Below are 24,211 nucleotides of genomic sequence, written 5' to 3'. Positions count from 1 at the left end.
TTAAAGATAGTCGAGACGACAGCACATGGGATCAGACGAGGTTCAGCGGCAATGCCTCAAGCTGTTCAAACGGCATAGGACGGGCAAAGAAATACCCCTGTGCAGCATAGGCAGGAGAGTTACGTACCTGCTCCCACTCTTCAGGTGTTTCTACCCCTTCAACAATCACCCCTTTGCAGTAGCGATTGATCAGGGCCAGCAGCATTCCAAACAGATTTCGGCCCTCTTCGCTTTCACGCAGCAGGATAAACAGCTCGCGTGCGAGCTTGATGTAGTCGTACTTCAGTTCGGTCAGCGCGGAGAAGTTCGCCATGCCGGAGCCGAAGTCATCCAGCCACAGCGGCCCCAGTTCAGGCATCTGCGCAACAATCACTTCCTGTGGCAACACATGGTGCTCGACCAGTTCAAAACGCACCCACGGGCAGCGTGCAATTAACTGACGAACGGTTCTGTTATGCTGGATTTCCAACAGCGTTGGCCCGTCGATATTGACGGAGGCGACGATGTTAGTACTGGCAAATTTTCTTTCCCATTTAGCCAGCAGCGTCAGCTGCTCGGCCACAATATGCAGGCGTTGAGGGATCTCAAGCGTTGCAAAATAAAGCTCCGGCGAAACTCTCTGGCTCGGCGCGGATGGGTGAAACACCGCTGTGAGCAACTCAATTGCCATCAGGCTACCGTCTACCCGGTAAATCGGCTGGAAGTTATAGGAACGCTGACACTGTTGCCAGTAAACAGGTTCTTTAAGCTGCTCTTGTTCGACGATTGCGTTCGGTAACCGGTGACTGAGGCTATTCAGCACCATTATTATGATCCTTTATTTGTGAGACCGCCTTCGTATGGCATCCCGTGTTGCAAGTATCGGCACTGTCCCTGAGAACTTTATCGACATACAGCCACGTTAGCCTTGCTAAGATTACCCATCTTTTGCCCTTTCAATCGCTAAAACAGGCGCTGTTTAGGGCGTTTTATCATCAGTTGGCCCGGACTAAACCCACGTCACAATAAAATTAAAACATCGTTTTAAATCATTGACTGTTGCCCCGCACGCAGCGAGACTGAACGCAGACTTTTCATTGAGCGAATGACCATGACGCAACAGAAACTGGCCGTGATCGGCGAATGTATGATTGAACTCTCCCAGCAGGGTCGCGATATGAGCCGGGGATTTGGTGGCGATACGCTGAATACCGCGGTGTACGTAGCTCGCCAGGTACCAGAGCAGGCGCTGCGGGTGGATTATGTGACCGCATTGGGTCAGGACAGCTTCAGCAGTGAGATGATCGCCGCCTGGCAAAGCGAGTCGCTACAGACCGGCCTGATCCAGCGCATGGAGAACAAACTGCCAGGCCTGTATGTGATTGAAACCGACCCGCAGGGTGAGCGTACGTTTTACTACTGGCGCAACGATGCTGCCGCGCGTTACTGGCTGGAAGGCGAGCGTGCAGAAGCGATCTGTCAGCAGCTGGCCCATTATGACTATCTCTATCTGAGCGGGATCAGCCTCGCGATCTTAAGCCCAGAGAGCCGGGAAACCCTCTACGCCCTGCTGGCCGCTTGCCGCAAAAACGGCGGCAAGATTATTTTCGATAATAACTACCGCCCACGCCTGTGGCAGAACCCGCAAGAGGCGCAGAGTGCCTATCAGGCAATCCTCGCCTGCACCGATATCGCGTTCCTGACGCTGGACGATGAAACCCTGCTGTGGGGCGAAGCCAGCGTAGCAGACGTGATTGCACGCACGCAGCAGGCGGGCGTCAGTGAGATTGTGATTAAACGCGGTGCCGATGCCTGCCTGGTAGCGAATGGCAGCGAGCCGCTGCTGGAGATCCCCGCGGTGCGTCTGCCGGCATCAGCGATAGTTGATACCACGGCAGCAGGGGACTCCTTCAGCGCTGGCTACCTCGCCGTACGTCTGACCGGCGGGAGCGCAACCGAAGCCGCACAGCGCGGCCACCTCACCGCCAGTACGGTGATCCAGCATCGCGGGGCGATTATTCCCCGTGAGCGGATGCCTGCGCCTCGCTAACGCGCGGCACGGCCAGCAGCCAGGTATCACGTAGCGCGGAGATCGTTGCCCCGCGCCCTTCTCCGCCATTGGGCAGATCCCAGTTAGCCTGACGGATCGCTGCCTGATAGCGATCGCTATTACGCTGATTATCGGCCTGCGACAGCAACGGGATCAGGCGCACGCCAATACGGTCAAGGCTGTGGTAGGGCCAGATTTTGTTGTTGCCGCTGTACGGTGCCATAAAATCCAGCGCTGTCAGCAGGCTGGCCTGCTGCGGGGTACGGTAATGCCACAGATCGCCGGTATGACTGTTCTGCGCCACCGTGGCCAGCGCGGTCAGTGCCTGCAAATTAAACCAGCTGTAGTGGAAAGATCGGGTGCGTGCCAGCTCCTTCGGCTGGCTGCCATCGGCAGCAAACTGGTGACTCATGCGTTTTTTTGCCTGCTCCAGCATGGGTGTGATCGCCTCAGGCCGTTGCAGATACCAGGCAATACCCGCCACCTGCACGTTGTACCAGCTACCGTGATTATTCTCAGCCTGCGCTTCCCCCTTACCCTGTTTGCTGGTCTGTAGCCAGTGTAGGTAATCACTCATCCACTGCTGCATCTGCTGTTCATCCTGCGCACGCCAGCCAGGCGCGGTGCGCAGCATCAGCAGGGAATCCACAATCCGCGTGGCAAAGTAACGTCCATCGAGCACGCCGGAGCGCCGCCCTTCCGCCTTGCCCGGTACGCTCTGGGCCCAGTTCAGGTTAGGGTTCATCCGCGTGGCAGGATCGAGAAACCAGTGGCGGATCAGGGCGATCGCGCGATCGGCATACCGTTCATCGCCGGAGAAATACCAGGCCAGCGTCAGGGTCTGTACCCGGGCGGTAAACGTCGCCAGCCGCACACCGTCGCTGTCATTGTTCTTAGTTGAAGGGTTGATTTTACCGTCACGGCGTACCCACGGCAGCCCATCCGGAGACGCGTCATCTGGCCACCAGTAGGCACTGAGGCTCAGGTAATCGTGTTTTGAACCGCTGGGAGGCGTAAGCCCTTTCTCTGTCACGCTCAGCAGTGGCGCAACCAGCGCCTTATCGGCCTCGTGCTGTAGCTGATGCCAGGCTTTCAGTGTCAGCGTGGGTGCCTGCTGCTGCTGCAACCGCGTTTTATTCAGCACCAGGTCATCCTGGTTGAGAAACGCATACTGCTGCGCAAACAGGGGCAAACTGACGAACATCCCCAGACATAAAATCAGGATATAACGCACACTGCGTTTCATCTTCACTCTCCGTTCAGATTCCGTCTGACAGCATAGTCTCTGACAGTAAAATATGCCGTTCTGATGAATCAATAATATTAAGTCAAATTATTACCGGGGAAAGTTCCTGAGCAAAGAACCATTATTAATGAGTAAAAACAGCAGCCGCATAAATAGTTTGTGTTTAGGTCAATATTTAAAAAAATCTAATGTAAAAGCTGCCCAGAGCAGCAATGACAGTGCATCAGGCCGGAAAAAAGAAAGAATTGAGTATATTCCGAAATTGATTACCGATGAGGTGAAATAGTAGACGGCGGAAAAATAAAGCGGCACAGTTTCTGTTCAATACGCCGTGATAAATATCACCTTCCTTTTTTCTACGGCTTCTATAATTTCTAATTATTGTTGCAGCAATAATATTGAGGCGCCTATGAACGCAGAAATTTTCAACCTCTGGCCACACGGCGATGCGCCAGGCGCCAGCGATTCACGGGCGCAGCCGCAGATTATTGATTTGGCCAAACCTTATGAGCCCTTCGACCGTGCTGCCAGCGGCGTCCGCTGTCCGGAGCTGGCGGTGTGGTACCCGGAACAGTCGAACGGCATCACGCTGCTGGTCGCCCCTGGCGGCGGTTACCAGCGCATCATGATCGATAAAGAGGGCAGCGCCCTGGCGATGTTCTTTACCTCTATGGGCTATACGCTGGCGGTCATGACCTATCGTCTGCCCGCAGATGGTCACCATGAAGGTGCTGATGCGCCACTGGCCGATGCCCAGCGCGCCGTCAGAGTGCTGCGTGAACGTGCGCTGCGTGGCCGCAATGGTGAGAAAATTGTCATGATGGGTTTCTCAGCCGGAGGGCATGTCGCCGCCAGTCTGGGAACGCGTTTCGGTGAAAAACTCTATCCGGTGCAGGATGCTGCTGATGCGCGCTCTCCGCGCCCCGATGCGCTGGTACTGATCTATCCGGTCATCAGTATGCGTGACGGGCTGGCTCATAGCGGGTCGCGTCTGCAACTGCTGGGTGAAAACCCAGGCCAGAAGGAAATTGACGCGTACTCAATGGAGAATCGCGTGAGCGATAACACACCGCAGACGCTGCTGATCCACGCCGTTGATGACGCGTCAGTCCCGGTGAATAACAGCATGGTGATGTTTAGCGCTTTGCGTGAACATCAGGTGCCGTGCGAGCTGCACTTCTATGAAAAAGGCGGCCACGGCTTTGGCATTCGCAACGTGGCCGACCTGCCGCTCGCCAGCTGGCCGATGCTGGTCAACGAATGGCTACGCGCGCGGAAATGGTGATATCACGGGCGGGCCAAAACAGCGGGTCCGCCCCGTGATCACACCTGTCACTGTGCCGGTGCGCTGCCGTCCGTTTGTGCCGCGTCCGCTGGGGCAGCCACTGGCGCTATCGGCGTCATAATTTTCTGCCAGCTTTCGAGCAACATCTTCACCTTGGTTTCAGGTTCGCCCTGCGGCTGCATCAGCACCATCGTCATATCCTGGGTTAACTGCTGACGTAGCTCCTGGTTGAGCTGGTCGAGGGTTAACTCTGACAGGAAAGTCTGACGCAGTTTCTGATACTGCTCAGGAGCGATATCCACCACTGCGTTCTGTTGAGAGCGAAGGCGCTGGCTCATCAGAACATCGGTATCGGTGCGTGCATAGGTGGCAAACAGCTTGGTCAGTTCACTTTTCTTCTGCGTCATCAACGCATCGAACTCCTGCTGAGTCAGCCCTTTATCACGCACGTTGACCATCTCTTTGGCGATCAGCTCCAGGTTGTTGTTCAGTGCCGCGTTGTCTGCGTCCATATTGATGGCACACTGGGCGCGCTGATACAGCACCCGGCAATCGAAGCCAACCTGCATTCCCTGGGTTTTGTTATCACTCAGGACTTTCTGCACATGCCAGAACAGCGCTTCACGCGCCAGATCGCTCTGCCAGTAGCGCAGCAGGTTTTGTGATTCGCGGATGGGCTGCCACGGCGTATCCCACACCAGCGACAGACGATCCTGGCTAATACCGTTGTTCACCAGATTCACCGGCTGCTGTGGCAACGGCGAAAGCGTTGGCATCGCGGAAGGCTGATCGCGCTTGCCCTCCAGCGGGGAGAACACTTTATTGATTTGCTCGGCCAGACTGCGGCTGTCTACGTTACCCACCACAAACAGCGTCATGGCATCGGGCGTGTACCACTGCTTATAGAACGCATAGAGCTGCGCCATCTCGACCGGGGTTTTTACCGCGGCGGCCGGGTCATGCGCCAGCATCGAAGAGCCTTTCAGACGGTAACGCCACCAGACATCCTGCGGATTACCCGGCCAGGTGGCAATCGGGTCATCAGCATTGATGGCGGTGTTCACCACCTGATCGTTAATCGTCATTTTACCTGCGGTTGCCGCCAGCCAGGTCAGGGCTTCTTTCAGCATTTCCGGGCGGTTATTCGGCAGGCTCAGATTGTAAAGCGTGTAATCGTATGAGGTGATGGCTGGCGGTTGGGGGTGCTGCGGATCAATACTTTGCTGCCACAGTGAGCGCTGCTGCGCCGGATCCAGCGTGGCATTATGCACCAGCGCCAGACGGGGTAACAAATGACTGTAGCCAGCCTGCTGGGCGCTTTCTACCAGCGAGCCCGTGTTAACTAACAGGCGAATTTCAACGCGGTCACTTGGACGCTGCGGGGTGGTGAGCAACTGCCAGCTAAAACCGTTCTCCAGTTTGCCCTGCTGCCAGGCAGGATCGGGTTGGAGTGTTTCAGCCTGTACAGTGCTACTGGCCACTGCCAGTAAGATTCCACCAATCAATAAACGAATTCTGGTGCCCTGCATGTGAACCCCTACTCAATCACAAACCAAATAATTATCACTGGCGGTCTACGGCCTGATTCTGTCACGGTGACAGATGGCTCCGGAAAGCCACTGTTTTTAAAAGGAACAGCTCTTAGACCACGCATCGACGAGGATGTCACACAGCGGAATGAAAAATCATAAAATAATATGAGGGTTATTATGCAAATGCCCGCCGTGAGGGCAAGTCACGACGGGCATTTGAGGTGATTTTTTGTGAATTAAGTACTTATCGCGATGTTTCAGGCTACTTTTTGCTGCTTTTTACTCGCATTCAACGTCTCTTTTAACTGCTTTTCGTCCAGCTGACCCACCCATTTGGCCACCACCACGGTCGCCACGCCGTTACCCACGAGATTCGTCAGTGCGCGGGCTTCGGACATAAAGCGGTCAATGCCGAGAATCAGTGCCAGGCCCGCCACCGGCAGGTGCCCAACGGCCGAGAGCGTTGCCGCCAGCACGATAAAACCACTGCCGGTCACCCCTGCTGCACCTTTCGAGGAGAGCAGCAACACCACCAGCAGGGTAATCTGATGCCAGATATCCATATGGCTATTGGTGGCCTGAGCGATAAAGACCGCCGCCATCGTCAGGTAAATCGAGGTGCCGTCGAGGTTGAAGGAGTAACCGGTGGGTATCACCAGGCCGACGACCGATTTCTTACACCCCAGCTTCTCCATTTTATCCAGCATACGTGGCAGCGCCGACTCAGAAGAGGACGTCCCCAGGACAATCAGCAGCTCCTCTTTGATATAGGCAATAAATTTGAAGATATTGAAACCAACCACGCGAGCAATCAGCCCCAGCACCACCACCACAAACAGCAGGCAGGTGATGTAGAAGCAGATGATCAGTTGGCCGAGCTGTACCAGTGAACCCACGCCGTATTTGCCAATGGTGAAGGCCATCGCACCGAAAGCCCCGATCGGTGCCAGGCGCATAATCATATTGATGATGCCGAAAATGACCTTGGAGAAGCTGTCGATAAAGTTGAACACCAGCGTGCCTTTATCGCCCATACGGTGCAGAGCAAAGCCAAACAGGATCGCGAACAACAGCACCTGCAAAATATTGCCGCTGGCAAAGGCACCAATGACGCTGCCCGGGATCACATCCAGCAGGAATGCCACCACGCCCTGCTGTTCAGCCTGCTGGGCGTACATCGCCACCGCTTTAGCATCCAGCGTAGCCGGGTCAACGTTCATGCCCACGCCAGGCTGCAACACGTTCACTACCACCAGGCCGATAATCAGCGCAATGGTACTGACCACTTCAAAATAGAGTAGCGCCACGGCACCGGTGCGCCCGACCGCTTTCATGCTTTCCATACCGGCAATACCGGTCACCACGGTACAGAAGATCACCGGGGCAATAATCATTTTGATCAGCTTGACGAAGGCATCACCCAGCGGCTTCATCTGCGCGCCCAGCTCCGGGTAGAAATGCCCGAGCAGAACACCGACGGCGATAGCTGTCAGTACCTGGAAATAAAGACTTTTGAACAGGGAAGTTTTCATAAAGGTATCCGTTAACCGCGTTAATTGTTGTTTTTTAGTCCAACGACAGCGCGAAAGTAACATCCGGTTAACAGGATTGGTACGGGGTGGCCCGGCGTGGGGCCACCTAATCGACATTTATAAGAGCTGAATCACGTCAGCAGAAAGTTGTATAACTAAAGAAAGTAGAAGGTAGACCCGCGTCTCAGGATTGTGACAGATAACGTTGCTCAAATTGCGGCAGCGGCAGCGCCTCTGAATACAGATAACCCTGACCAATAGAGATACCCCGTGCCAGCAGCCAGTCACGCTGCTCTTCGGTTTCCACACCCTCGGCCACGACGTCCAGATGCATTATCTCAGCGATGAAAGAAACAATTCTCACCATACTGTCATTATTCGGCAACGCGGCGACAAAGCTGCGATCCATTTTTAGTTTGCTAATCGGCAGCGTTTTAAACTGATTCAGCCAGTTCAGATTGGCATAGCCCATACCGAAATCGTCCAGCGCGATGGAAACGCCGGTTTTCTGTAATTCCTGCAAAAGGTGCAGCGCCTGCTCTGGCTCACCGATCTGGGCGGTTTCAGTGATCTCCAGCATCAGACGACCAGGACGGATGTCATAACGCTGAATCAGCTCCTGTAAATGACTGACCATTGTGGCTTCGCGCAGTTGGATGGCCGAGAGATTCACACTCAGCGTCAATTCGATCCCCTGCTGCTGCCAGTCGGCCAGGAGACGACAGGAGGCTTCAAACACCCAGCGGCCGAGTGCGGTAATCACCCCAATCTCTTCCGCGTTAGTAATCAGATCTTCCGGCAGGCACCAGGAGCCATCGGGCTGACGCTGGCGCAGCAGCGCTTCAGCGCCCACCAGCTTGCCGTTGTTCATATCAATTTGTGGCTGCAACCATAGCGCAAACTGCTGCTGCTCCAGCCCCTGCAAAATATCATGTTCCTGGGTGAGACGTTTCTGCGCGCGCTCGGTTAATGCCGGGTCGAAGAACAGGATCTGATTTTTCCCCTGATGGCGTGCCGACATCATGGCCGAGGTCGCACGGGCCAGCAGATCGGCGGCACTCAGGCTGTCGGCTTCACGCAGTACCATGCCCACGCTGATATTCGGCCGCAGCTGCATATGCTGCAAACCGATCGGCTGATTCAGGCGCACCATCAGAGTCCGCGCCAGCCGCAGTCCACGGAACGGGTTATTCGCGCGTTTCACCAGCAGGGCAAAATCGCAGATCGACAGCTGCGCCAGTACCGTACGCTCATCAATACACTCGCGCATTTTCTCCACCAGCGTCAGCAGCATGGCATGACGTTGTTCGTCGGTGACCAGCCCGTTGGTCTCCAGCAGCGTTTCAATACGCACCACGATCAGAGTAAACATACCCGCCGGGCCAACAGCGCGCAGATGCTGCTCCAGCAGCGCCAGGAACAGCGTTTTATTCGGCAGGCCGGTGAGAGAAAAATGGGTGCTCATGTGGCTCATCTCATCAAAGGACGATGCCAGCATCTTCTGGTTACGGTTGTAGTGGCGGATCAACATGCCGATTTCATCATCACGATGATGACGCGGCAACGACAGCTGATGACCGATCGCCTGTTGCAGGCTCAGGTCCCGCAGCTCGTGGGCAATATTGCGCAGCGGGCGCACCATCAACCGATTAATACACCAGCTGATAGAGACAGAGAGGATCAGCGCCAGCAGCAGATAGGCGGTGACCATCGTCGAGACAGCACTAAGGATAAACTGATACACGCGCCAGGAATCGGCCTGCAACACCAGTATCGCCAGGGGCTTAGGGTTGGCCGGTTGGACAGAATAGAGAGGGACCGTGATTTGCACCGGCAGCTCAAACAACTCCATGATAAAACGTGGCACCGGTTTCTCGGGCTCAAAGTCCGTATGCAGCGCCTGGAGCCCATTGGGCAGCACCACTTCTGCGCGCGCCAGAATACCGGCCGGACGCAGCGAGTTAAGAATATATTCAGCCTGAGGAATATCCGCTTTGAGTACCGCCTGTGACAACGGCTGGCGAACGGTATGTGCCACGTTCTCCATTTGCTGGGCGTAGTCGATTCTGCGCTGCTGCACAAAATGAAAAAGCTGTATGACGATAAAAATACAAATGGTCACGACTGCAACGCTGGAAATCGTCGCCATTTGCTTAATCGTTAACGAACGACTGACGCGCAAGCCTGTTCTCCGAAGCACCGAATCTCTGATTCAGGGCATATAGGGCAAAAAAAACAGTCCCGAGTATATCCTAAGGCAAGCGTATTTTAAGCTATCACGCCTCGCAATCGTTCGTTTAGGGGTTTTCCTGGTCTTCCTGTCCCCTTTTCAGGCTCCCTGCGCATTATTTAAAATCTGCATAGGGGATCAGCGGCTGCGGCGGCATATCCAGATCGCCCTGCCAGCCCGCCATCGAATAGCGCAGATACATCAATCCGTGGCTGGGGGTGTAATCCTTCGCCTGCTGAATATCCACCCCGAGCCCCAGCGTCCAGTGTGACGATAACCGCCGTTCCACCAGCGCCTGTAACGTGTAGCCAACGCCGCTGCCGCCCCCGTCACTGCCCGGCGGATTATCGCGGGTCAGGTCGCCAAAACTGAGAGGATAGCGCGGCTGAGCACGGGTTTTTGAGTGGGACAGCGAAACCGAACCGCCAAGGTCAAATGACCAGTTTTCTGTGCGCTGACGGAAGGTGACAGGCACTGACACTGACGCATAACGCTGTGGACTGTAGTAGCCGCCCTGGCCGAGAGAGTAGTCGCTGAGATCCTTCGCGTAATGCCACAGCATGCCATTCAGGCCAATCGTTGCGCGGCGGTTATCCTCGTTAATCCACTTATAGTAGTAGCCACTCATCAGGCGTTCGCGAGAGTTATCCGCCACGTTAGTGCCGCCGATCTGATGAGCGCTGATATCGGCCCAGATGCCATGTGCCTCACCCCGGTCATAGCTCAGGCCAATGGCACCCCCGGTAGCCACCACCCCGCCCCAGGTTTTTCCACTGGCCGGGTTCGGGTCGCGCGCCCCGGCAAAAGCCAGTAACGAGCTGGAAATCGGTCGCCGTGAGGCGGTCAGCGAAACACCCACCTCATCAATATCGGTATTCCAGGTCAGGCCCCCTACCCAGTTCGTGACCTCGAAACCGAGTGGGGTGGTGCCGAGATCGGCTGACCAGCGATCGCTGCGATATCCTGCGCCGATGCTGGTGCCATTCTGGTGCTGTTTAACGTCCTGGCGGCACTGCGCATCGTCATTGGCGCAGGTGCCGAAATTTTCGGTGATATTACCGCTGCTATTGCGTGAAAAGGTCCCCGCCGACACATCGACATTGTCCAGTCGTAGCCAGCTACGGCCCTCATCCCAGGGCGTTTCCGCCTGCAACATGGTGGTACGTGCGGTGAAATCTGAAATACCGCCGGTGCCTTTATTACGCGAGTAATCTTCTTCGAGCGTGAACACCGTATCCTGCTGCTTATACAGGTCGGCACTGTCGCTGCGGATACTCCGTTTCAGCCAGTCATCGCGCACATCGTTACGCGTCAGCCGGGTAAAGGTATCGTTATCGACCGGGGGCTGTGCAGCAATACCGCTGGACACCATCGCCTGCCGGTAATCGTTCAGTGCGGCCGCGGACTGGCCCTGTGCGGCCTCCAGCCTGGCGGCATCACGCAGGACCAGCGCACTCAGCTCCGACGGGCTCTCTTTTTCTGCCTGCGCTTTCAGCCCGGCATACTGTGTCCGCGCACGATCGGTTTCACCGATGCTCGCCCAGGCATTCGCCACCCGGCGTCCGTTGCTGAGGCTGGCTGCACTGACCACAGGGGGCAACGCCTGTAACAGACGCTGCGCATCAGCAGGCTGCTGCTGCGCTATCTGAGCATCAATCTGGTCGAGCAGACGCTGGCTTTCCAGACGGTCTGACAACGCCTGAATATCGGGCGTCCACCGGGATTTTGGCAGAGTATTTAGCTGCTTCAACGCGGCATCATCGTTATCACGCCCGGAGAGCCACAGCCCGTAGGTATAGACCTGTGCCGGGTCCTGCGGCTGGCGCCGGGCCATCGCCGCCATCACCGCCTCTGCCGCTGCCGTCTGGCCGTTTTCGCGCAGCGCTCCGGCGTAGCGATAATTCAGCCAGACATCATCCGGGGCATCCGGCTGCGCCTGGCGATATTTTGCTACTGCCTGCGACCATTTCCCCTGCTGCCCCAGCCGATCGGCCTCATCACTGAGCGCACTGCTACGCAGACTGGCAAGGGTATCGCCCAGCGCACGCTGCTGCGCAACGGGCAGGGTATTCAGGAAATCCAGCGCCCGCTGCGGGGACTGTTGCTGATAAACAGCGGCCAGCCGACGCACCGCCGTGGTGTTACCCGGCTCAACGCGCAGCGCTTCGCGGTAATGCTGTTCGGCCTGACTATTGTCCTTACGGGCCAGCGCCACATCGCCCAGGCCAATGCGCGCATAGCCGTCACGCGGGTCAAGCGGCCGTGCCTGCAGGTAGTAACGCTCTGCCGCGCGAGTATCCCCCTGCGCCAGCGCCTTATCGCCCTGTTCAATGGCCAGCCAGTACTGATTCGAACGCAGCAGGCTCTGCCATTTACTCACGTCGTCACCCTCCGGGGCAGCAGCGATCGCCTGACGAAACCAGGTCGTGGCAGCCGCACGGTTACCGGCCTGAGTCAGCGCCTGGCCGCGTGCGCCCAGCGCCGCGGCACGGGTATCCGCTTGTGTGCGGCCGACATCCTGCTTTATCAGAGTAATCGACTGCTGTAGCTCTGCATTGCCCGGTGCCTGGCCGTCCAGTGCCTGCATTTCTGCCAGCGCCAGCGCCTGCTGGCCGGGCAGCCGCGCCACCAGACGCCAGTACTCCAGCGCAATATCAGTTGACGGAAACGCGCCGTGGAACAGCTGGTCCCAGGCGGTCCGGGCTTCCTCCAGCCGACCTGACGCCGCCAGTAGCCGTGCCTGCTGGAACTGCTGACGCCCTTCCGGCGTGATCAGCAGCATACTGGCTGCTGCCTGCCGCGCTGCCGCCGAAGACGGGGCAATCTGATTAAGCTGGCTCATCAGCCGGGCAGCGGTGGCCTGATCGCCCTGGCGCAGCGCCAGACGCAGTTTTGCCGCCAGCACATCCGGGTTATCCGGGGCAATTTTGTCCAGTCGGTAGAGTGACTGGGCGACCAGGTCGTACTTATTGGTCGCCTCCCCGGTACGCACCTGTTGTAACAGCCACGCTACCGGCGCCACACTGTCCGCCGCAAAAACGGCACTGAGCGGCAACAGGAGAACAGGCAGCAGCAGCCCATGCAGCGGGCGCATCACTCTTCGTCATCCTCGTCGTACAGACGACGACGGCTGATGCCGCGCATCACGCGCCAGACCAGTACCGCGAACAGGATCACCACCACACCCGCCAGCGTTGCCAGCCACAGCGGGTGCGTCGCCAGCAGGTTCCACAGGCGCTCCCACCACGGCAGGTGCCCGACATAATAGGTCTCACCCACACGCAGACTGTTAACGCCGGACTCTCGAATAATCGACACCGACCCAAACATCGCGTCCCGTTTGCCGCTGTCATTCATGGCATCGGCCAGCAGTCGCCAGGCCTGTGGACTGTCGGCCAGCAGAGCGACCACGCTACGCTGCTCAAAGAACGGCGACTGGAAGCCCACAACGGCGGCCATCGGCCCGGCGGAAACAATGGTGGTCTGGCTTTCCGGCTGCCGATCGACCGCCGGGCCGTCAACGCTGCTGAGTACCGGCTGACGCAGCGGTTTGTTAACCCAGCTTTTTGCCGCATCCACCAGCAGATTAATTTTGCTGTCATCTTTTAAGTCTGCGGGCAGGCTGCCAATCATCAGCAGGTCAGCATCCTCTGTTTTCGCCTGCGACCAGTTATCAGTCAGGCGAACCTTCATCGCCGGATAGCCACTCTGTGCGCTGATGGTGGCCAGTGCGTCGAGCATTGCGGTCACCTGCTCAGGCTGCGGCTGCGCGTTGACCAGTACCAGGGTCTTCGCCAGGTCGGCCTGACGGCTGAACGGGAACCCGGCGGAGGCAAAAGCACGCAGGGACGGCATTTCGATAAAGTGGCGATAACCCGAGAAGTCGACGGTGGAGCTACCGTCGATCACCACGTGATTTTTAACCGGCACCACCGTTTCACAGCGCCCGTCGGCGGTTCCACCAATAAAGGTCAGGGCATAGTCAAAATCGAAGCGCAGCTGATTGACCACATCCAGGCGCAGTGCCGGGATCGTCAGGTTAGTACTGCCATCCTGCAGTCCCTGGATCAGCGGAATGTGTAGCAGCTGCTGACTGCGGTCTTTCTTCACCACCAGCGGGTAGTCCTGAACAAACTGATTATTCAGGTGAACGGCCAGTCGTGAACTGTCGTTCAGGATCGGCGAGGTGTAGCGATAGCGCAGATCCATATCAATCCCACGCGCGCGGATCAGGAACAGGTCCGGCGGCAGATTGAGGGTGAAATTGAGCGGCGAAGGTTGCAGGCCATCAGACTGCAACTGCCCCTGATACTGCTGCAATTCCGCGAAGGTGGTGGCGCGGTCGGTACGCACCCAGTTGGGGGCATCGTAAGGCTGACGGTCAGCCAGCGGTTTCAGTGAGTCAACGATGGACGTCTGTCCGCGTAACAGCAACTCCCCCTGCGCGATCCCCTGAACCGCCATAATCAGATCGTTATCGTCACGGCCCATGACCAGCAGCATTTTCTGATAGGGATTGTCTGGCTGGCTGACGATCGACACGGTCGGCTTATTCACCGGCGGAAGATCCTTCAGGAAATCCGGGCGCTTAGCGTTGGTCGCAAACACCACGGCATGCTGATCCTGCGGCAGCTGGTTGTACATCACCGGGAAGTTCTGCCCGCGCCACTGCGCTTTGGTACCAAACCAGGACGCCAGAATACCCGCCGCACGCTGTTCGGCAAGGTCCGGCGCTGAGGCAAACACCACCGGCAGCGACATCGGACGGTTATCGCGGCTGTCGAAGAACGGTTCCGGGAAATGTGAAAGATCGTTGGTCAGCGGCAGCTTTTGCAGCGTCAACGCCAGACGGCTCTCTTTACCGATATCCAGCCAGATCGAACTGTACGCCGGATTTTCGCAGACGTTGGTGTAATGTCCCACCAGCTCAAAACGAATACGGTTGAAATCACCAATAAAACGCGGGTCAATCGGCACTTCCACCTGGTTCTCTTTTCCCAGCTGTTCGGCGGTGAGCGTCACCAGTCCGACCATTTCGTCATTCAGGTAGATTTTCAGGTGCGACAGCGTCGGGAGCAGCGCGGGTGACGGGCGGAAACTCAGCATCAGCAGCGCCTTTGTCGCCACCTCATCGCTGCGCACGCCAAATTCAATCTGCCCCTCGGGATGGGTGCCGCGCAGGGAGAAAGCCCCGGGCGGCGGCGCGATTTTTGCAAAATTGAGCACGGACTCGCGCAGCGGTGCAGCGGGCAGCGGTGATATCACAGGCGCCTGTGGCGTGGGGATATCGGCCGCCTGACTCAGTGGCATCACCCCGATCAACAGCGCAGTAAACCAGCTTTTTTTTATCATCATCATTTTATCTTCACTGTTGCGTCACGGGGCTGCGCACGCGCCCCACACCATGAGGGAGGAAAGAGGTTATCCACGCTGCCAGCGCGGTTAAACCAACAAATAACTGGCGCAGGCGCGGTGGCCCGTACTCCGCCAGACGCAGATAGCCTTTAAAGCCCAGCACCACGATATCAACCAGACTTTGTACCGGTTTATCTTCCGGGAAGCCGTCCTGCCAGAGTGCCCAGGTATCGGCCCGGGCAAAGGTGCACTGAATAAATTCAACGTGCTGCGTCGTCGTCAGGTTATCCAGCCGGATGCCCGCCCGGCGGCCAAAGGTGCGCTGCACAATGCACGGGAAGCTGAACTCCTGCTGGCCCCGTTTAAGCAGTAAAAATACCGCCTCATCATCGCTCAGCGCATTGCCTTCACGCAGCTCCACCCCAACGCCACCGTCTGAATAGTCACGCAACGTGCAGGGCAGCAGATGCCCGTCTGCGCGGGCAATCGCCGCAGGCATCGCAATCTCCACGCGATGCGCTTCACGGATCTGCCGGGCCTCAACGGACACCGCCACCGCGCCCCCCAGAATAATCAGGTTGTAAAACACCCAGATCAGGCTGACCAGCACCGTCAGGATCTCGCTGGGCGGGCCGTATGCAAGGCGCCAGACGGCAGCGACAACGCCGGCAAGGTTAATCAGCACCAGGCACATATAGGGGCGGGTGATCACCCAGTCGAGGTGCTCTTCCGCGACCAGCCCGCCCTTGGCCGTAACGTTGAATTTCCCCTTATGCGGATTCAGCAGCGCCACGGTGGTCGGGCGCGCGATATACCAGGCCAGCACGGTTTCATAGACCTCACTCCAGAAGGAGTGCCGCCAGCGTCCCTGGATACGCGAGTTGGTCAGACTGGTGTGCAGCATATGTGGCAGCACGTAAATGGCGATCGCCAGCGCCGGGGCGAAGATAATAAACGCGTGGCACAGCAGGAAGGCCAGCGGGGCCAGCAGGAAAATCAGCCGGGGAATGCCCGAAAGGAAGTGCAGCATGGCATTGGCGTAGCACAGGCGCTGAACCAGCTTCAGCCCTTTGCCGAGCAAAGGGTTGTCCAGGCGGAAAATTTGTACCATCCCGCGCGCCCAGCGGATGCGCTGCCCGATATGCGCCGACAGGCTCTCCGTTGCCAGCCCGGCGGCCTGCGGAATGCGGATATAGGCCGAGGTATAGCCTTTACGGTGCAGGCGTAGCGAGGTATGGGCATCCTCCGTGACGGTCTCAACGGCAATCCCGCCTATTTCCTCCAGGGCGCTACGGCGCAGCACCGCGCAGGAACCGCAAAAGAAAGTGGCATCCCAGACATCATTCCCATCCTGGACCAGCCCGTAGAACAGCGTGCCCTCATTGGGCGTGCGGCGAAATCGTCCGAGATTACGCTCAAAGGGGTCCGGCGAGAAGAAGTGATGCGGTGTCTGCAACATCGCCAGTTTAGGATCTTTGAGAAACCAGCCCAGGGTCATTTGCAGGAACGAGCGCGTCGGCACGTGGTCGCAGTCAAAGATGGCGACGTACTCACTGCGGCACACCGTGCGCAGGGCATGGTTAACATTGCCGGCTTTCGCATGCTCGTGGGTTTCACGCGCCACGTACTGAATGCCAACGCTGGCGGCAAATTCACGAAATTCCGGGCGTTGCCCATCGTCCAGCAGATAGATCGTCAGCTTCTCTCGCGGCCAGTCGAGGCCCAGTGCAGCATAAATGGACGGCTTAACGACGCTTAACGGTTCATTGTAGGTTGGCACCAGCAGGTCAATCGTCGGCCAGCTATGAGTATCCTCCGGCATCGACACCGGCTGACGGTGCAGTGGCCACAGGCTCTGGAAATATCCCAGTAACAGCACCACCCAGGCATAAGTTTCAGCGGCAATCAGCAGCAAACCAAAAAACAGGCTTAGCCGATCATCCCAGTTCAGCGTAACGGTATAGCGCCACCACAGATAACGGCAGGAGATGGTCAGTGACAGGACAATCATCATCATGACCGGCAGGCGGCCCGGAATGCGCCGCACCACCATCGCCACCATCCACAGCACCATAACAAAAATAAACTGCGTCCAGATATCAAACGGCTGCGAGATGCACAGCAGGGCCAGCGCCGTAGCCACCAGCACCGCCACGCTGAACAAGGCTTTGCGCAGCCACGGATGCAGCTGATTTAACCAGCGCTCACCCCGGCTCTCCAGCCTGCTGCGTTGCGCTTTTTGCGACAGGCGGTGCAGCCAGCGATGAAAGAGTTTGCGCCTGAGTGCCAGCGGGCGGAACGCATTCAGCCGCACGCGCTCACTGCGCGGTGAAGCATCAAGCGGCATAAACAACATCAGCCACAGGCTCTGCACCAGATAACGCAACAGATCCGCCGGGCGTGGACGTTCCGGCGAAATCTGCGGGTAAAGATGGCGACGGCGGGCACGCACGGACTGCCACTCCGGGGATTCAAATCGCAGCAGCGTCCAGCCCAACATCACCAGCAGGCACTGGAGCGCGGCGGCCAGCACCGGGGTACGATGACGGCGATAGTCGCGATAACGCTGGTGTAATGCCTGCCACACCGGGGGGATCAACAGCCAGCGCAGCGGGTTCATGCCGCTTTACCTTTAAGGTTGACCAGGCACCAGGTCGCCAGTGTCGCCATCTCCTCTGCCGCCAGGCTGAGTGGGCGATATTCGCCCAGCGGTTGCTTGCTCAACAGCGCTTCGGCCACTGCCTCATCGCGATGGATCACCAGCGGAACCATCGCCCTGAGCGAGCTTAACCACAGCTGGTGCAAATCCTGCTGCGCCTTGCTGACGGAAGTAAACTGGTTGATCAGGAACAGGGTGTTGGCAGGAAAGCTCGCCTGATGCAGGCGCAGATGGCAGTTGCCATCCGGGTTGAGCACCAGTAAATGGTGATCGGCCTGCAGCAGCGGAGGATTCAGATGGGATAACTCCGCCGGGATATCCAGCAGTACCCAGCGATACTCGCTACGCAGGGCTTCAAGACGCGTGGACCACGGGGTCAGTAACGCTTCAGGCTGACGAAAATAATCCTGCCCTTCTTCACGCGGAAGCTGCCCAAAGGGAATAAAGTCGAGTTGCGCGGTATAACGCATCGCGCTCTGCTGCCACGGCTGCTGGTGTCGCATGCTGTGTGCCCAGCCACGGGACTGTGTTACGGGAGAATTAAAATGGGTACTCAGCTGATTATGTGGTGAAAAATCAATGGCAATAGTCCTTTCCCCAAGGCGGTTCAGCGCCCAGGCCAGCCCTGCTGTGACAGAAGTGGTACCCACACCGCCACGTAATCCCGACAATGCAACGATCGGCATTAACTTTCCTTATTCTGAAGTGCACCCAATTCTGTCAGTAGTGGCCATCGCGCATAAATGGCAGCCAGTCTTTCCTGACGGGCAATATCGATATAACGAAATGCGCCGAGTGAAAATGCCTCCCCCAATGCACTAATATCATCAGGTGGCTCACTCTCGATTTGTAAAGCAGGACGCTGATTTTTATTCATCTTTGCCAGCCATTATGCAGGAACAGGTCGATTTAATAATACACATTTGTCACGTTAATGAGTTAAAGCTCATTGCTTTACCATGCCAGAAAAGCCATCGATGGCGCACGACCCCACACTGACCGCCGTCAGTGGTCAGACTATCCCGACAATCTAATGCATAAAAATGTGAAAGCGATATCAATGATTCACTGGCACCTGTTAAGTAGTAATGTATATTTACAGTATAACAAGCGGTATGAAAAATTTTTTCCAGGCTGCCATCACGCTGGATTATTCCTGGTGCAAAAAAATCTTATGACGATTTCATTTACCTTAGGGCTTGGACAGGTTCAAAATGAATTAGTGTTGATGCAACCGCCAGGCTGCTACTGGGTCACAGTAAACAGGCAGGAAGATGCACGCCTGCTGGTGCGCCAGACGATAGCCGCTCAACGAGCGTTGACCCTGATCAGCACGACTGAACCTCCCCACAGCCTGCTGACACCTGCCCCACAAGGCGGCCCGAATAAGATCCCGTTATTCTCTTTGCCTGAAACGACCGAAGCGCTGATGGATTTAGCGGAAGATTTTTCCCGGGTATTAGCCAATAAACCCCGATTCCTGATTTTTTATACCGCCTTCAGTACGTGGGAGACGTTATCGTCCATTGAGTTAAATAACTGGCTGAAGGGGATTCAAAAATGGTTAACCGCGCGAAAATCAACATTGTTGATTATCACCTCCGGTCCCGGCGTTAATCTTCTGCGCAATGATTTACAGACACGCTATCGCCATCTGGATGGTTTGTCGCATCTTGAATGGCAACAGGACAGCTGGAATTACCGGGTTAACTGGTGGTGTAATAAAAGTGGCATGCTGGCAGATCGTGCGCTGCGCCTCACTTTGATTCAGGATGCTTTCCAGCAAATTAATGAAGAAGAGCAAAACACACCGTTAACATTAAATGATGAATATCTTTATCTGGCAGAAAAAACGGTACTGGAAGGTGCGCCCCCTCTTTCCAGCGCATGGACGCTGTTTGATGATAACAGCCAGCTTGCCAGCCGGGCACAGCAGGCCAGTGCCGCCACGGTGATCTTTAATCTGCATCATAACGACCAGATCGCGACTCTGGCGGGTGATATTCACGGCCTGCGCCGCACGCGCGGCAGCGCCCTGAAAATTGTGGTGCGTGAAATGCAAACATCCCTGCGCTACAGCGATGAACGCCTGCTGCTGGCCTGCGGCGTGAATGCCATCGTGCCCTTCAATGCCACTATGTCGCGTTTTCTGACCACTCTGGAAGGGTTGCAGGGGCAGTTCTATAACCGCCATGTGCCTGCTGACCTTGGCGTTTTACTGCGCTCCATGCAGCCACTGCAGGAGAAAGGCTACCTGCCGCTGGAGCATTTTTGCCGCTCAGTGGCACGGTTGATCGATAACACCATGCTGCCGGAGGATGGCAAAGGTCTGCTGGTGGCCCTGCGTCCCGTTCCGGAACTCAGCCCGGAACAGGCACTGACGCTGTGCAAGCCGCGACGCTACGGTGACCTTGTGACGCGTATAGAGGACCGGGTGTATCTGTTCCTCTCTTCCTGCCGTTACAACGACCTGGATACGGCATTGCAGTACATTTTCCATCTGCCACCCAACGAGATTTTCACCAACCGGATGGTGTGGTTTGAAGATTTACAAATCCTCTCGGAAGTCAGGCAGATAACCAGTATGTTGCCCAGCGCCTGGCGTGATGCCCCACCGACTGAGACCCACGAATTGGCGGCCGATACCAAACAGCCAGAGATCCGCCTGGTGCCGGAAGAAGTGACGCTCGCCACCCGTTCAGATAAAGAGGGCCCGCAATGACACTGATGGATGGGGTGCAGATCGTCATTCTGCTGCTGTTGATCCTGTTATTACTGAAGCCTTTTTACAGCCGCTGGCTGCCCAAAAAATGGCGCGGGATCCTGCACCGTGTTCTGCCCCCCCGCGCCCTGAAATATGAAGGGACCTGGCGGCGAAAATCTCCTGATTCGGAAACCAAGAAACGATGAACGATCGCCAACCTGTCACTTCTTCTTCCCCCCCTGTCTGGCGCTACTGGCGGGGGCTGGGCGGCTGGAATTTTTACTTTCTGCTCAAGTTTGGGTTGCTGTGGTTTGGCTACCTTAATTTCCATGCGCTGAACAATCTGATTTTCCTGGCGTGGCTGCTGATGCCGATCCCATCGGTGAAGCTGCACCGGCTGCGTCACTGGGTCTCCATTCCTATTGGTATTGCCCTGTTCTGGCAGGATACCTGGCTACCGGGCCTGCAAACACTGCTTAGCCAGGGCGGGCAGCTCGCCGGATTTTCCGCCGACTATCTGCTGGACTTAGCGACCCGCTTCATTAACTGGCAGATGGTTGGTGGTGCCTTTATTCTTCTGGTGCTGTACCTGTTCCTTGCCCAATGGGTACGGGTGACGGTAGTGGTTTCGCTGATGCTGGTGTGGGTGAACGTGGTGAACCTCGCCGGACCGGCATTTACCCTGCTGCCAGCCGGGGAAGCCACACCGCCGGTGGCAACAAACCCGGCACCTGAGGCCACAAAAAGTGCGGCAAGCGGTATGGAAGAGACGCTTCCTCCCACCAGCGCCAACCTGACGGCTCATCTCAACGCCTTCTATAACAGCGAAAAACAGCGTATTACGCAGTTCCCGGAGACGCTGCCTGCGGACTCCGCGCCCTTTGATATTCTGGTGATCAATATTTGCTCGCTGGCCTGGTCGGACATCGAGTTTGCGAAACTGCGCAATCACCCACTGTGGCAGCACTTTGATGTGGTGCTGGATAACTACAATGCCGCGACCGGCTACAGCGGGCCGGCGGGGATCCGCCTGCTGCGTGCCAGCTGTGGTCAGAGTTCGCACAGCGATCTGTACAAACCGGTTGATGAGCGTTGCTATCTGTTTGATAACCTGGCGAAGCTCGGCTTTAAGCAGCAGCTGATGCTGGACCATCCGGGCGTATTTGGCGGTTATTTGCAGGAGCTGCGTGATGACGGCAATTTACAGGCCCCGCTGATGTCACAGGCCGGGCTGAAACCTCAGTTAACCTCGTTTGACGGGGAACCGGTGTTTGATGATGCCCAGGTAATGCAGCGCTGGCTGGATGACCGGCAGAAAAGCAGCGATGCCCGCAGCGCCACTTTCTATAACTTGATTCCGCTGCACGACGGCACACGTGCACTGGGCAGCAACAAAACCGCCCCCTGGGAGCCACGGGCGCAAAAGCTGTTCGATCAGCTGGATGCTTTCCTGACCAATCTGGATAAGTCCGGCCGCCGGGTGATGGTGCTGGTGGTGCCAGAGCACGGTGCGGCGCTGGAAGGTGACCGGATGCAGATGTCCGGCCTGCGCGATATTCCCAGCCCGTCGATTACCCATGTTCCGGTGGGCATCAAGTTTGTTGGTATGAAGGCACCCCATGCGGCACAGCCGCTGGATGTCAGTACACCGACCAGCCTGCTGGCGATTTCCGAGTTGGTTTCCCGCGTGGTTGATGGTCAGGTGTTTAATGCCGCCAATGTGAATATGGCGACATTGACGGCTGATTTACCCCAGACCCCGGTGATCTCCGAGAATGATAATGCGGTGGTGATGATGTATCAGGGTAAACCGTGGATTCGGCTGAACGGTGGGGATTGGGTGGCGTATCCACAGTAGGGGTCGGGCATGCCCGACCCTATGCAAAATGAGGGTGGGTGACCTGTCCGTTGTAGGGGTCGGGCATGCCCGACCCGTTTCAGGGCGAGGCGTGCCTCGCCCCTACGCAAAATGAGGGTGGGTGACCTGTCCGTTGTAGGGGTCGGGCATGCCCGACCCGTTTCAGGGCGAGGCGTGCCTCGCCCCTACGCAAATGAGGATGAGTAGCCTGTCCGTTGTAGGGATCGGGCGTGCCTCGCCCCTACGCAAAATGAGGGTGGGTAGCCTGTCCGTTGTAGGGGTCGGGCATGCCCGACCCACAGGCATTAGCGGTCGTTCAGCGCCAGGAACGTCAACAGACGCAGACTGGCCGAATAATAATCCTCACTGCTGTTCAACGCATCATTAATATAACCGGTATCATCCAGCGTCAAATCACGTACCGCGAGCAGGCCGCCCGCCATATTGTACGGCGCTTTATCGTTACTCAGCACATCAATCCAGGCCGGCGTTTGCAGCCGCTGGAAGTTCATCCAGAAACGCTGGAACGGCACAAGTTGCAGCGAGGCAGGATCATACCAGTGCAGATAAAGCGGAACACGGATTGCATCATAACTGAAACGCGGCGGCCAGGCGGTAGCCGGAGCCATTGAACCGTCGGCGTTCATTGCCACCCAGTCCATTGGCAGGCCACTGTCACCAAAACGCATTTCAGAGAGCAACTGCGTACCATCGTCAATCAGAGCGTTCCACACCTTCAAATGGCTGCGGGCAGCAAAGTCACGCCATGCCGGGAAAACAAAGTAAGACGGGTTGAGGATCACATAGCTGGTTTTGTTAAAACCCTGGGCGCCAGGCAACATAATCGTCCGCCCGGCAAAGGTGATTACATTGCGGTCAATAATCGCTTTTTGCAGACGATCGGACGCTTGTAAATACGCCGGTACGTTCCACTTATTGCCCGCTTTCAGCAGGGCCCAGGCGATCAGCACATCACCATCAGAAGCGTTGTTGCGGTCACTGACCGGGTCGCTGGCACCGGGGGTGTACTTCCAGTAGAACAGACCGTTGTTCGGATTGCTGAGGTTCTTCTGCGTCCAGCCCCACAGGCTGTCAAAACTGCTGCGGTCGTTGTAATACACCGCCATCAGCATCGCATAGCCCTGGCCTTCCGTGTGGCTGACATTCTTATTGCCCGTATCCTGGATACGTCCTTCGGATGTCATAAAACGCGTTTTAAACGTGCTCCAACCGTCTGCGGCACTGGCCTGGGACATCCCCAGCACCAGTGCGAGCAGAATCATGCCTGTCCTGAGCATTGCCATCATCCTATTCCTCATGCCTGGTAACGAAAGCGCAGTGAGCTTTCACCGGTTTCTTCACAGGTCAGGGCAACGTTATCGCTCCCTCCCTGACCGCGCAGCCAGCGGGCATACAGGCCCAGCAGAACCGCACCCAACGCCAGACGCCACTGACGGTCTGGCATCACCCCATCGCCCGGCGGCAGCGCCAGATGATCGATAACAATCGCCGTCTCCGACGGTTTAAGATCAACAAACCCCCAGTTGAAGCGCGCCAGCACCTGATTGATCTGTGCTTCCAGATCCGCCACGGTAGCGATCGCGCCCAGCGGGTAACGGTGGGCCAGGTTATCGCCCATCTGACGTAAAAAAGCCTGACTTTCGCGCTCACCGGCGTTATTCAGCATCCCGTTAATCATCACACTCAGCAGATCAAACCAGCCCGGCTGATACTGCTGCTGACGGTAATATTGCAGGGTGCGTTCCTGTAACTGACTCATG

Annotated in this window: 18 protein-coding genes; 6 read left to right on the top strand and 12 right to left on the bottom strand. The window is 56.9% G+C overall.

Annotated features, from left to right (window positions below):
- Positions 1–31 precede the first annotated feature (31 nt).
- On the bottom strand, positions 32–805 hold the full coding sequence (gene pdeH, locus HHI26_RS17930) for a cyclic-guanylate-specific phosphodiesterase (protein ID WP_133844583.1): 774 nt from the start codon (positions 803–805) through the stop codon (positions 32–34).
- Positions 806–1,090: 285 nt separating this feature from the next.
- Here pdeH and HHI26_RS17925 point away from each other — a divergent pair, with 285 nt between their 5' ends.
- Positions 1,091–2,029 (top strand): sugar kinase, encoded by a 939-nt coding sequence (locus HHI26_RS17925; protein ID WP_133844585.1) that lies wholly within the window; start codon positions 1,091–1,093, stop codon positions 2,027–2,029.
- Here the strand turns inward: HHI26_RS17925 and HHI26_RS17920 are convergent.
- Complete coding sequence (locus HHI26_RS17920) at positions 1,995–3,275, bottom strand: alginate lyase family protein (RefSeq protein WP_171149455.1); 1,281 nt, start codon at positions 3,273–3,275, stop codon at positions 1,995–1,997. The genes HHI26_RS17925 and HHI26_RS17920 overlap by 35 nt on opposite strands.
- Before the next feature lie 127 nt (positions 3,276–3,402).
- Here HHI26_RS17920 and HHI26_RS17915 point away from each other — a divergent pair, with 127 nt between their 5' ends.
- The gene (locus HHI26_RS17915) at positions 3,403–3,561 is read left to right on the top strand and encodes a hypothetical protein (protein ID WP_159338354.1); all 159 of its coding nucleotides are present in this window, start codon (positions 3,403–3,405) and stop codon (positions 3,559–3,561) included.
- 123 nt (positions 3,562–3,684) lie between these two features.
- Positions 3,685–4,560 (top strand): alpha/beta hydrolase, encoded by an 876-nt coding sequence (locus HHI26_RS17910; RefSeq protein WP_133844590.1) that lies wholly within the window; start codon positions 3,685–3,687, stop codon positions 4,558–4,560.
- 47 nt (positions 4,561–4,607) lie between these two features.
- Here the strand turns inward: HHI26_RS17910 and HHI26_RS17905 are convergent, their stop codons facing one another.
- From HHI26_RS17905 to bcsR, 8 genes are all read right to left on the bottom strand, one after another.
- Positions 4,608–6,089, bottom strand: a complete 1,482-nt coding sequence (locus HHI26_RS17905; RefSeq protein ID WP_171149454.1) for a pitrilysin family protein — start codon at positions 6,087–6,089, stop codon at positions 4,608–4,610.
- A gap of 260 nt (positions 6,090–6,349) precedes the next feature.
- Positions 6,350–7,624, bottom strand: coding sequence for a dicarboxylate/amino acid:cation symporter (locus HHI26_RS17900; RefSeq protein WP_133844594.1), 1,275 nt, complete (start codon positions 7,622–7,624; stop codon positions 6,350–6,352).
- Positions 7,625–7,808: 184 nt separating this feature from the next.
- A complete protein-coding gene (gene hmsP, locus HHI26_RS17895; protein WP_133844596.1) occupies positions 7,809–9,806 on the bottom strand; it encodes a biofilm formation regulator HmsP in 1,998 nt (665 codons plus the stop codon).
- A 163-nt stretch (positions 9,807–9,969) separates the two neighbouring features.
- Positions 9,970–12,948 (bottom strand): cellulose synthase subunit BcsC-related outer membrane protein, encoded by a 2,979-nt coding sequence (locus HHI26_RS17890; RefSeq protein WP_133844926.1) that lies wholly within the window; start codon positions 12,946–12,948, stop codon positions 9,970–9,972.
- On the bottom strand, positions 12,948–15,209 hold the full coding sequence (bcsB, locus tag HHI26_RS17885; protein ID WP_133844924.1) for a cellulose biosynthesis cyclic di-GMP-binding regulatory protein BcsB: 2,262 nt from the start codon (positions 15,207–15,209) through the stop codon (positions 12,948–12,950). Before bcsB ends, HHI26_RS17890 begins: the two co-directional genes overlap by 1 nt.
- Before the next feature lie 10 nt (positions 15,210–15,219).
- Complete coding sequence (bcsA, locus tag HHI26_RS17880; RefSeq protein WP_171149453.1) at positions 15,220–17,829, bottom strand: UDP-forming cellulose synthase catalytic subunit; 2,610 nt, start codon at positions 17,827–17,829, stop codon at positions 15,220–15,222.
- Complete coding sequence (bcsQ, locus tag HHI26_RS17875; protein WP_171149452.1) at positions 17,826–18,554, bottom strand: cellulose biosynthesis protein BcsQ; 729 nt, start codon at positions 18,552–18,554, stop codon at positions 17,826–17,828. The genes bcsA and bcsQ overlap by 4 nt, the downstream gene beginning before the upstream one ends.
- Complete coding sequence (gene bcsR, locus HHI26_RS17870) at positions 18,554–18,745, bottom strand: cellulose biosynthesis protein BcsR (protein ID WP_159338350.1); 192 nt, start codon at positions 18,743–18,745, stop codon at positions 18,554–18,556. The genes bcsQ and bcsR overlap by 1 nt, the downstream gene beginning before the upstream one ends.
- Positions 18,746–19,042: 297 nt before the next feature.
- On the opposite strand from bcsR, the gene bcsE reads away from it, so the two are divergent.
- From bcsE to bcsG, 3 genes are read left to right on the top strand one after another with little or no spacing between them, the layout of a single operon-like run.
- Positions 19,043–20,590: a cellulose biosynthesis protein BcsE gene (bcsE, locus tag HHI26_RS17865; protein ID WP_133844604.1), complete on the top strand. Its 1,548-nt coding sequence runs from the start codon at positions 19,043–19,045 to the stop codon at positions 20,588–20,590.
- Positions 20,587–20,778, top strand: coding sequence for a cellulose biosynthesis protein BcsF (bcsF, locus tag HHI26_RS17860; protein WP_133844606.1), 192 nt, complete (start codon positions 20,587–20,589; stop codon positions 20,776–20,778). Before bcsE ends, bcsF begins: the two co-directional genes overlap by 4 nt.
- Entirely contained in the window at positions 20,775–22,430 is a 1,656-nt protein-coding gene (gene bcsG / locus HHI26_RS17855; RefSeq protein ID WP_133844608.1) for a cellulose biosynthesis protein BcsG, read from the top strand. Before bcsF ends, bcsG begins: the two co-directional genes overlap by 4 nt.
- A 305-nt stretch (positions 22,431–22,735) precedes the next feature.
- Here the strand turns inward: bcsG and HHI26_RS17850 are convergent, their stop codons facing one another.
- Together HHI26_RS17850 and bcsD are read right to left on the bottom strand one after the other, a co-directional pair.
- Positions 22,736–23,734 (bottom strand): glycosyl hydrolase family 8, encoded by a 999-nt coding sequence (locus HHI26_RS17850; protein ID WP_171149496.1) that lies wholly within the window; start codon positions 23,732–23,734, stop codon positions 22,736–22,738.
- 11 nt (positions 23,735–23,745) lie between these two features.
- Positions 23,746–24,210 carry a cellulose biosynthesis protein BcsD gene (gene bcsD, locus HHI26_RS17845; RefSeq protein ID WP_133844610.1) on the bottom strand — a complete coding sequence of 155 codons (465 nt, stop codon included), beginning with the start codon at positions 24,208–24,210 and terminating at the stop codon, positions 23,746–23,748.
- Position 24,211 lies beyond the last annotated feature (1 nt).

Source organism: Erwinia sp. JH02, from assembly GCF_013074405.1.
GTDB lineage: Bacteria > Pseudomonadota > Gammaproteobacteria > Enterobacterales > Enterobacteriaceae > Erwinia > Erwinia rhapontici.
This window is presented reverse-complemented; position numbering and strand designations above follow the sequence as displayed.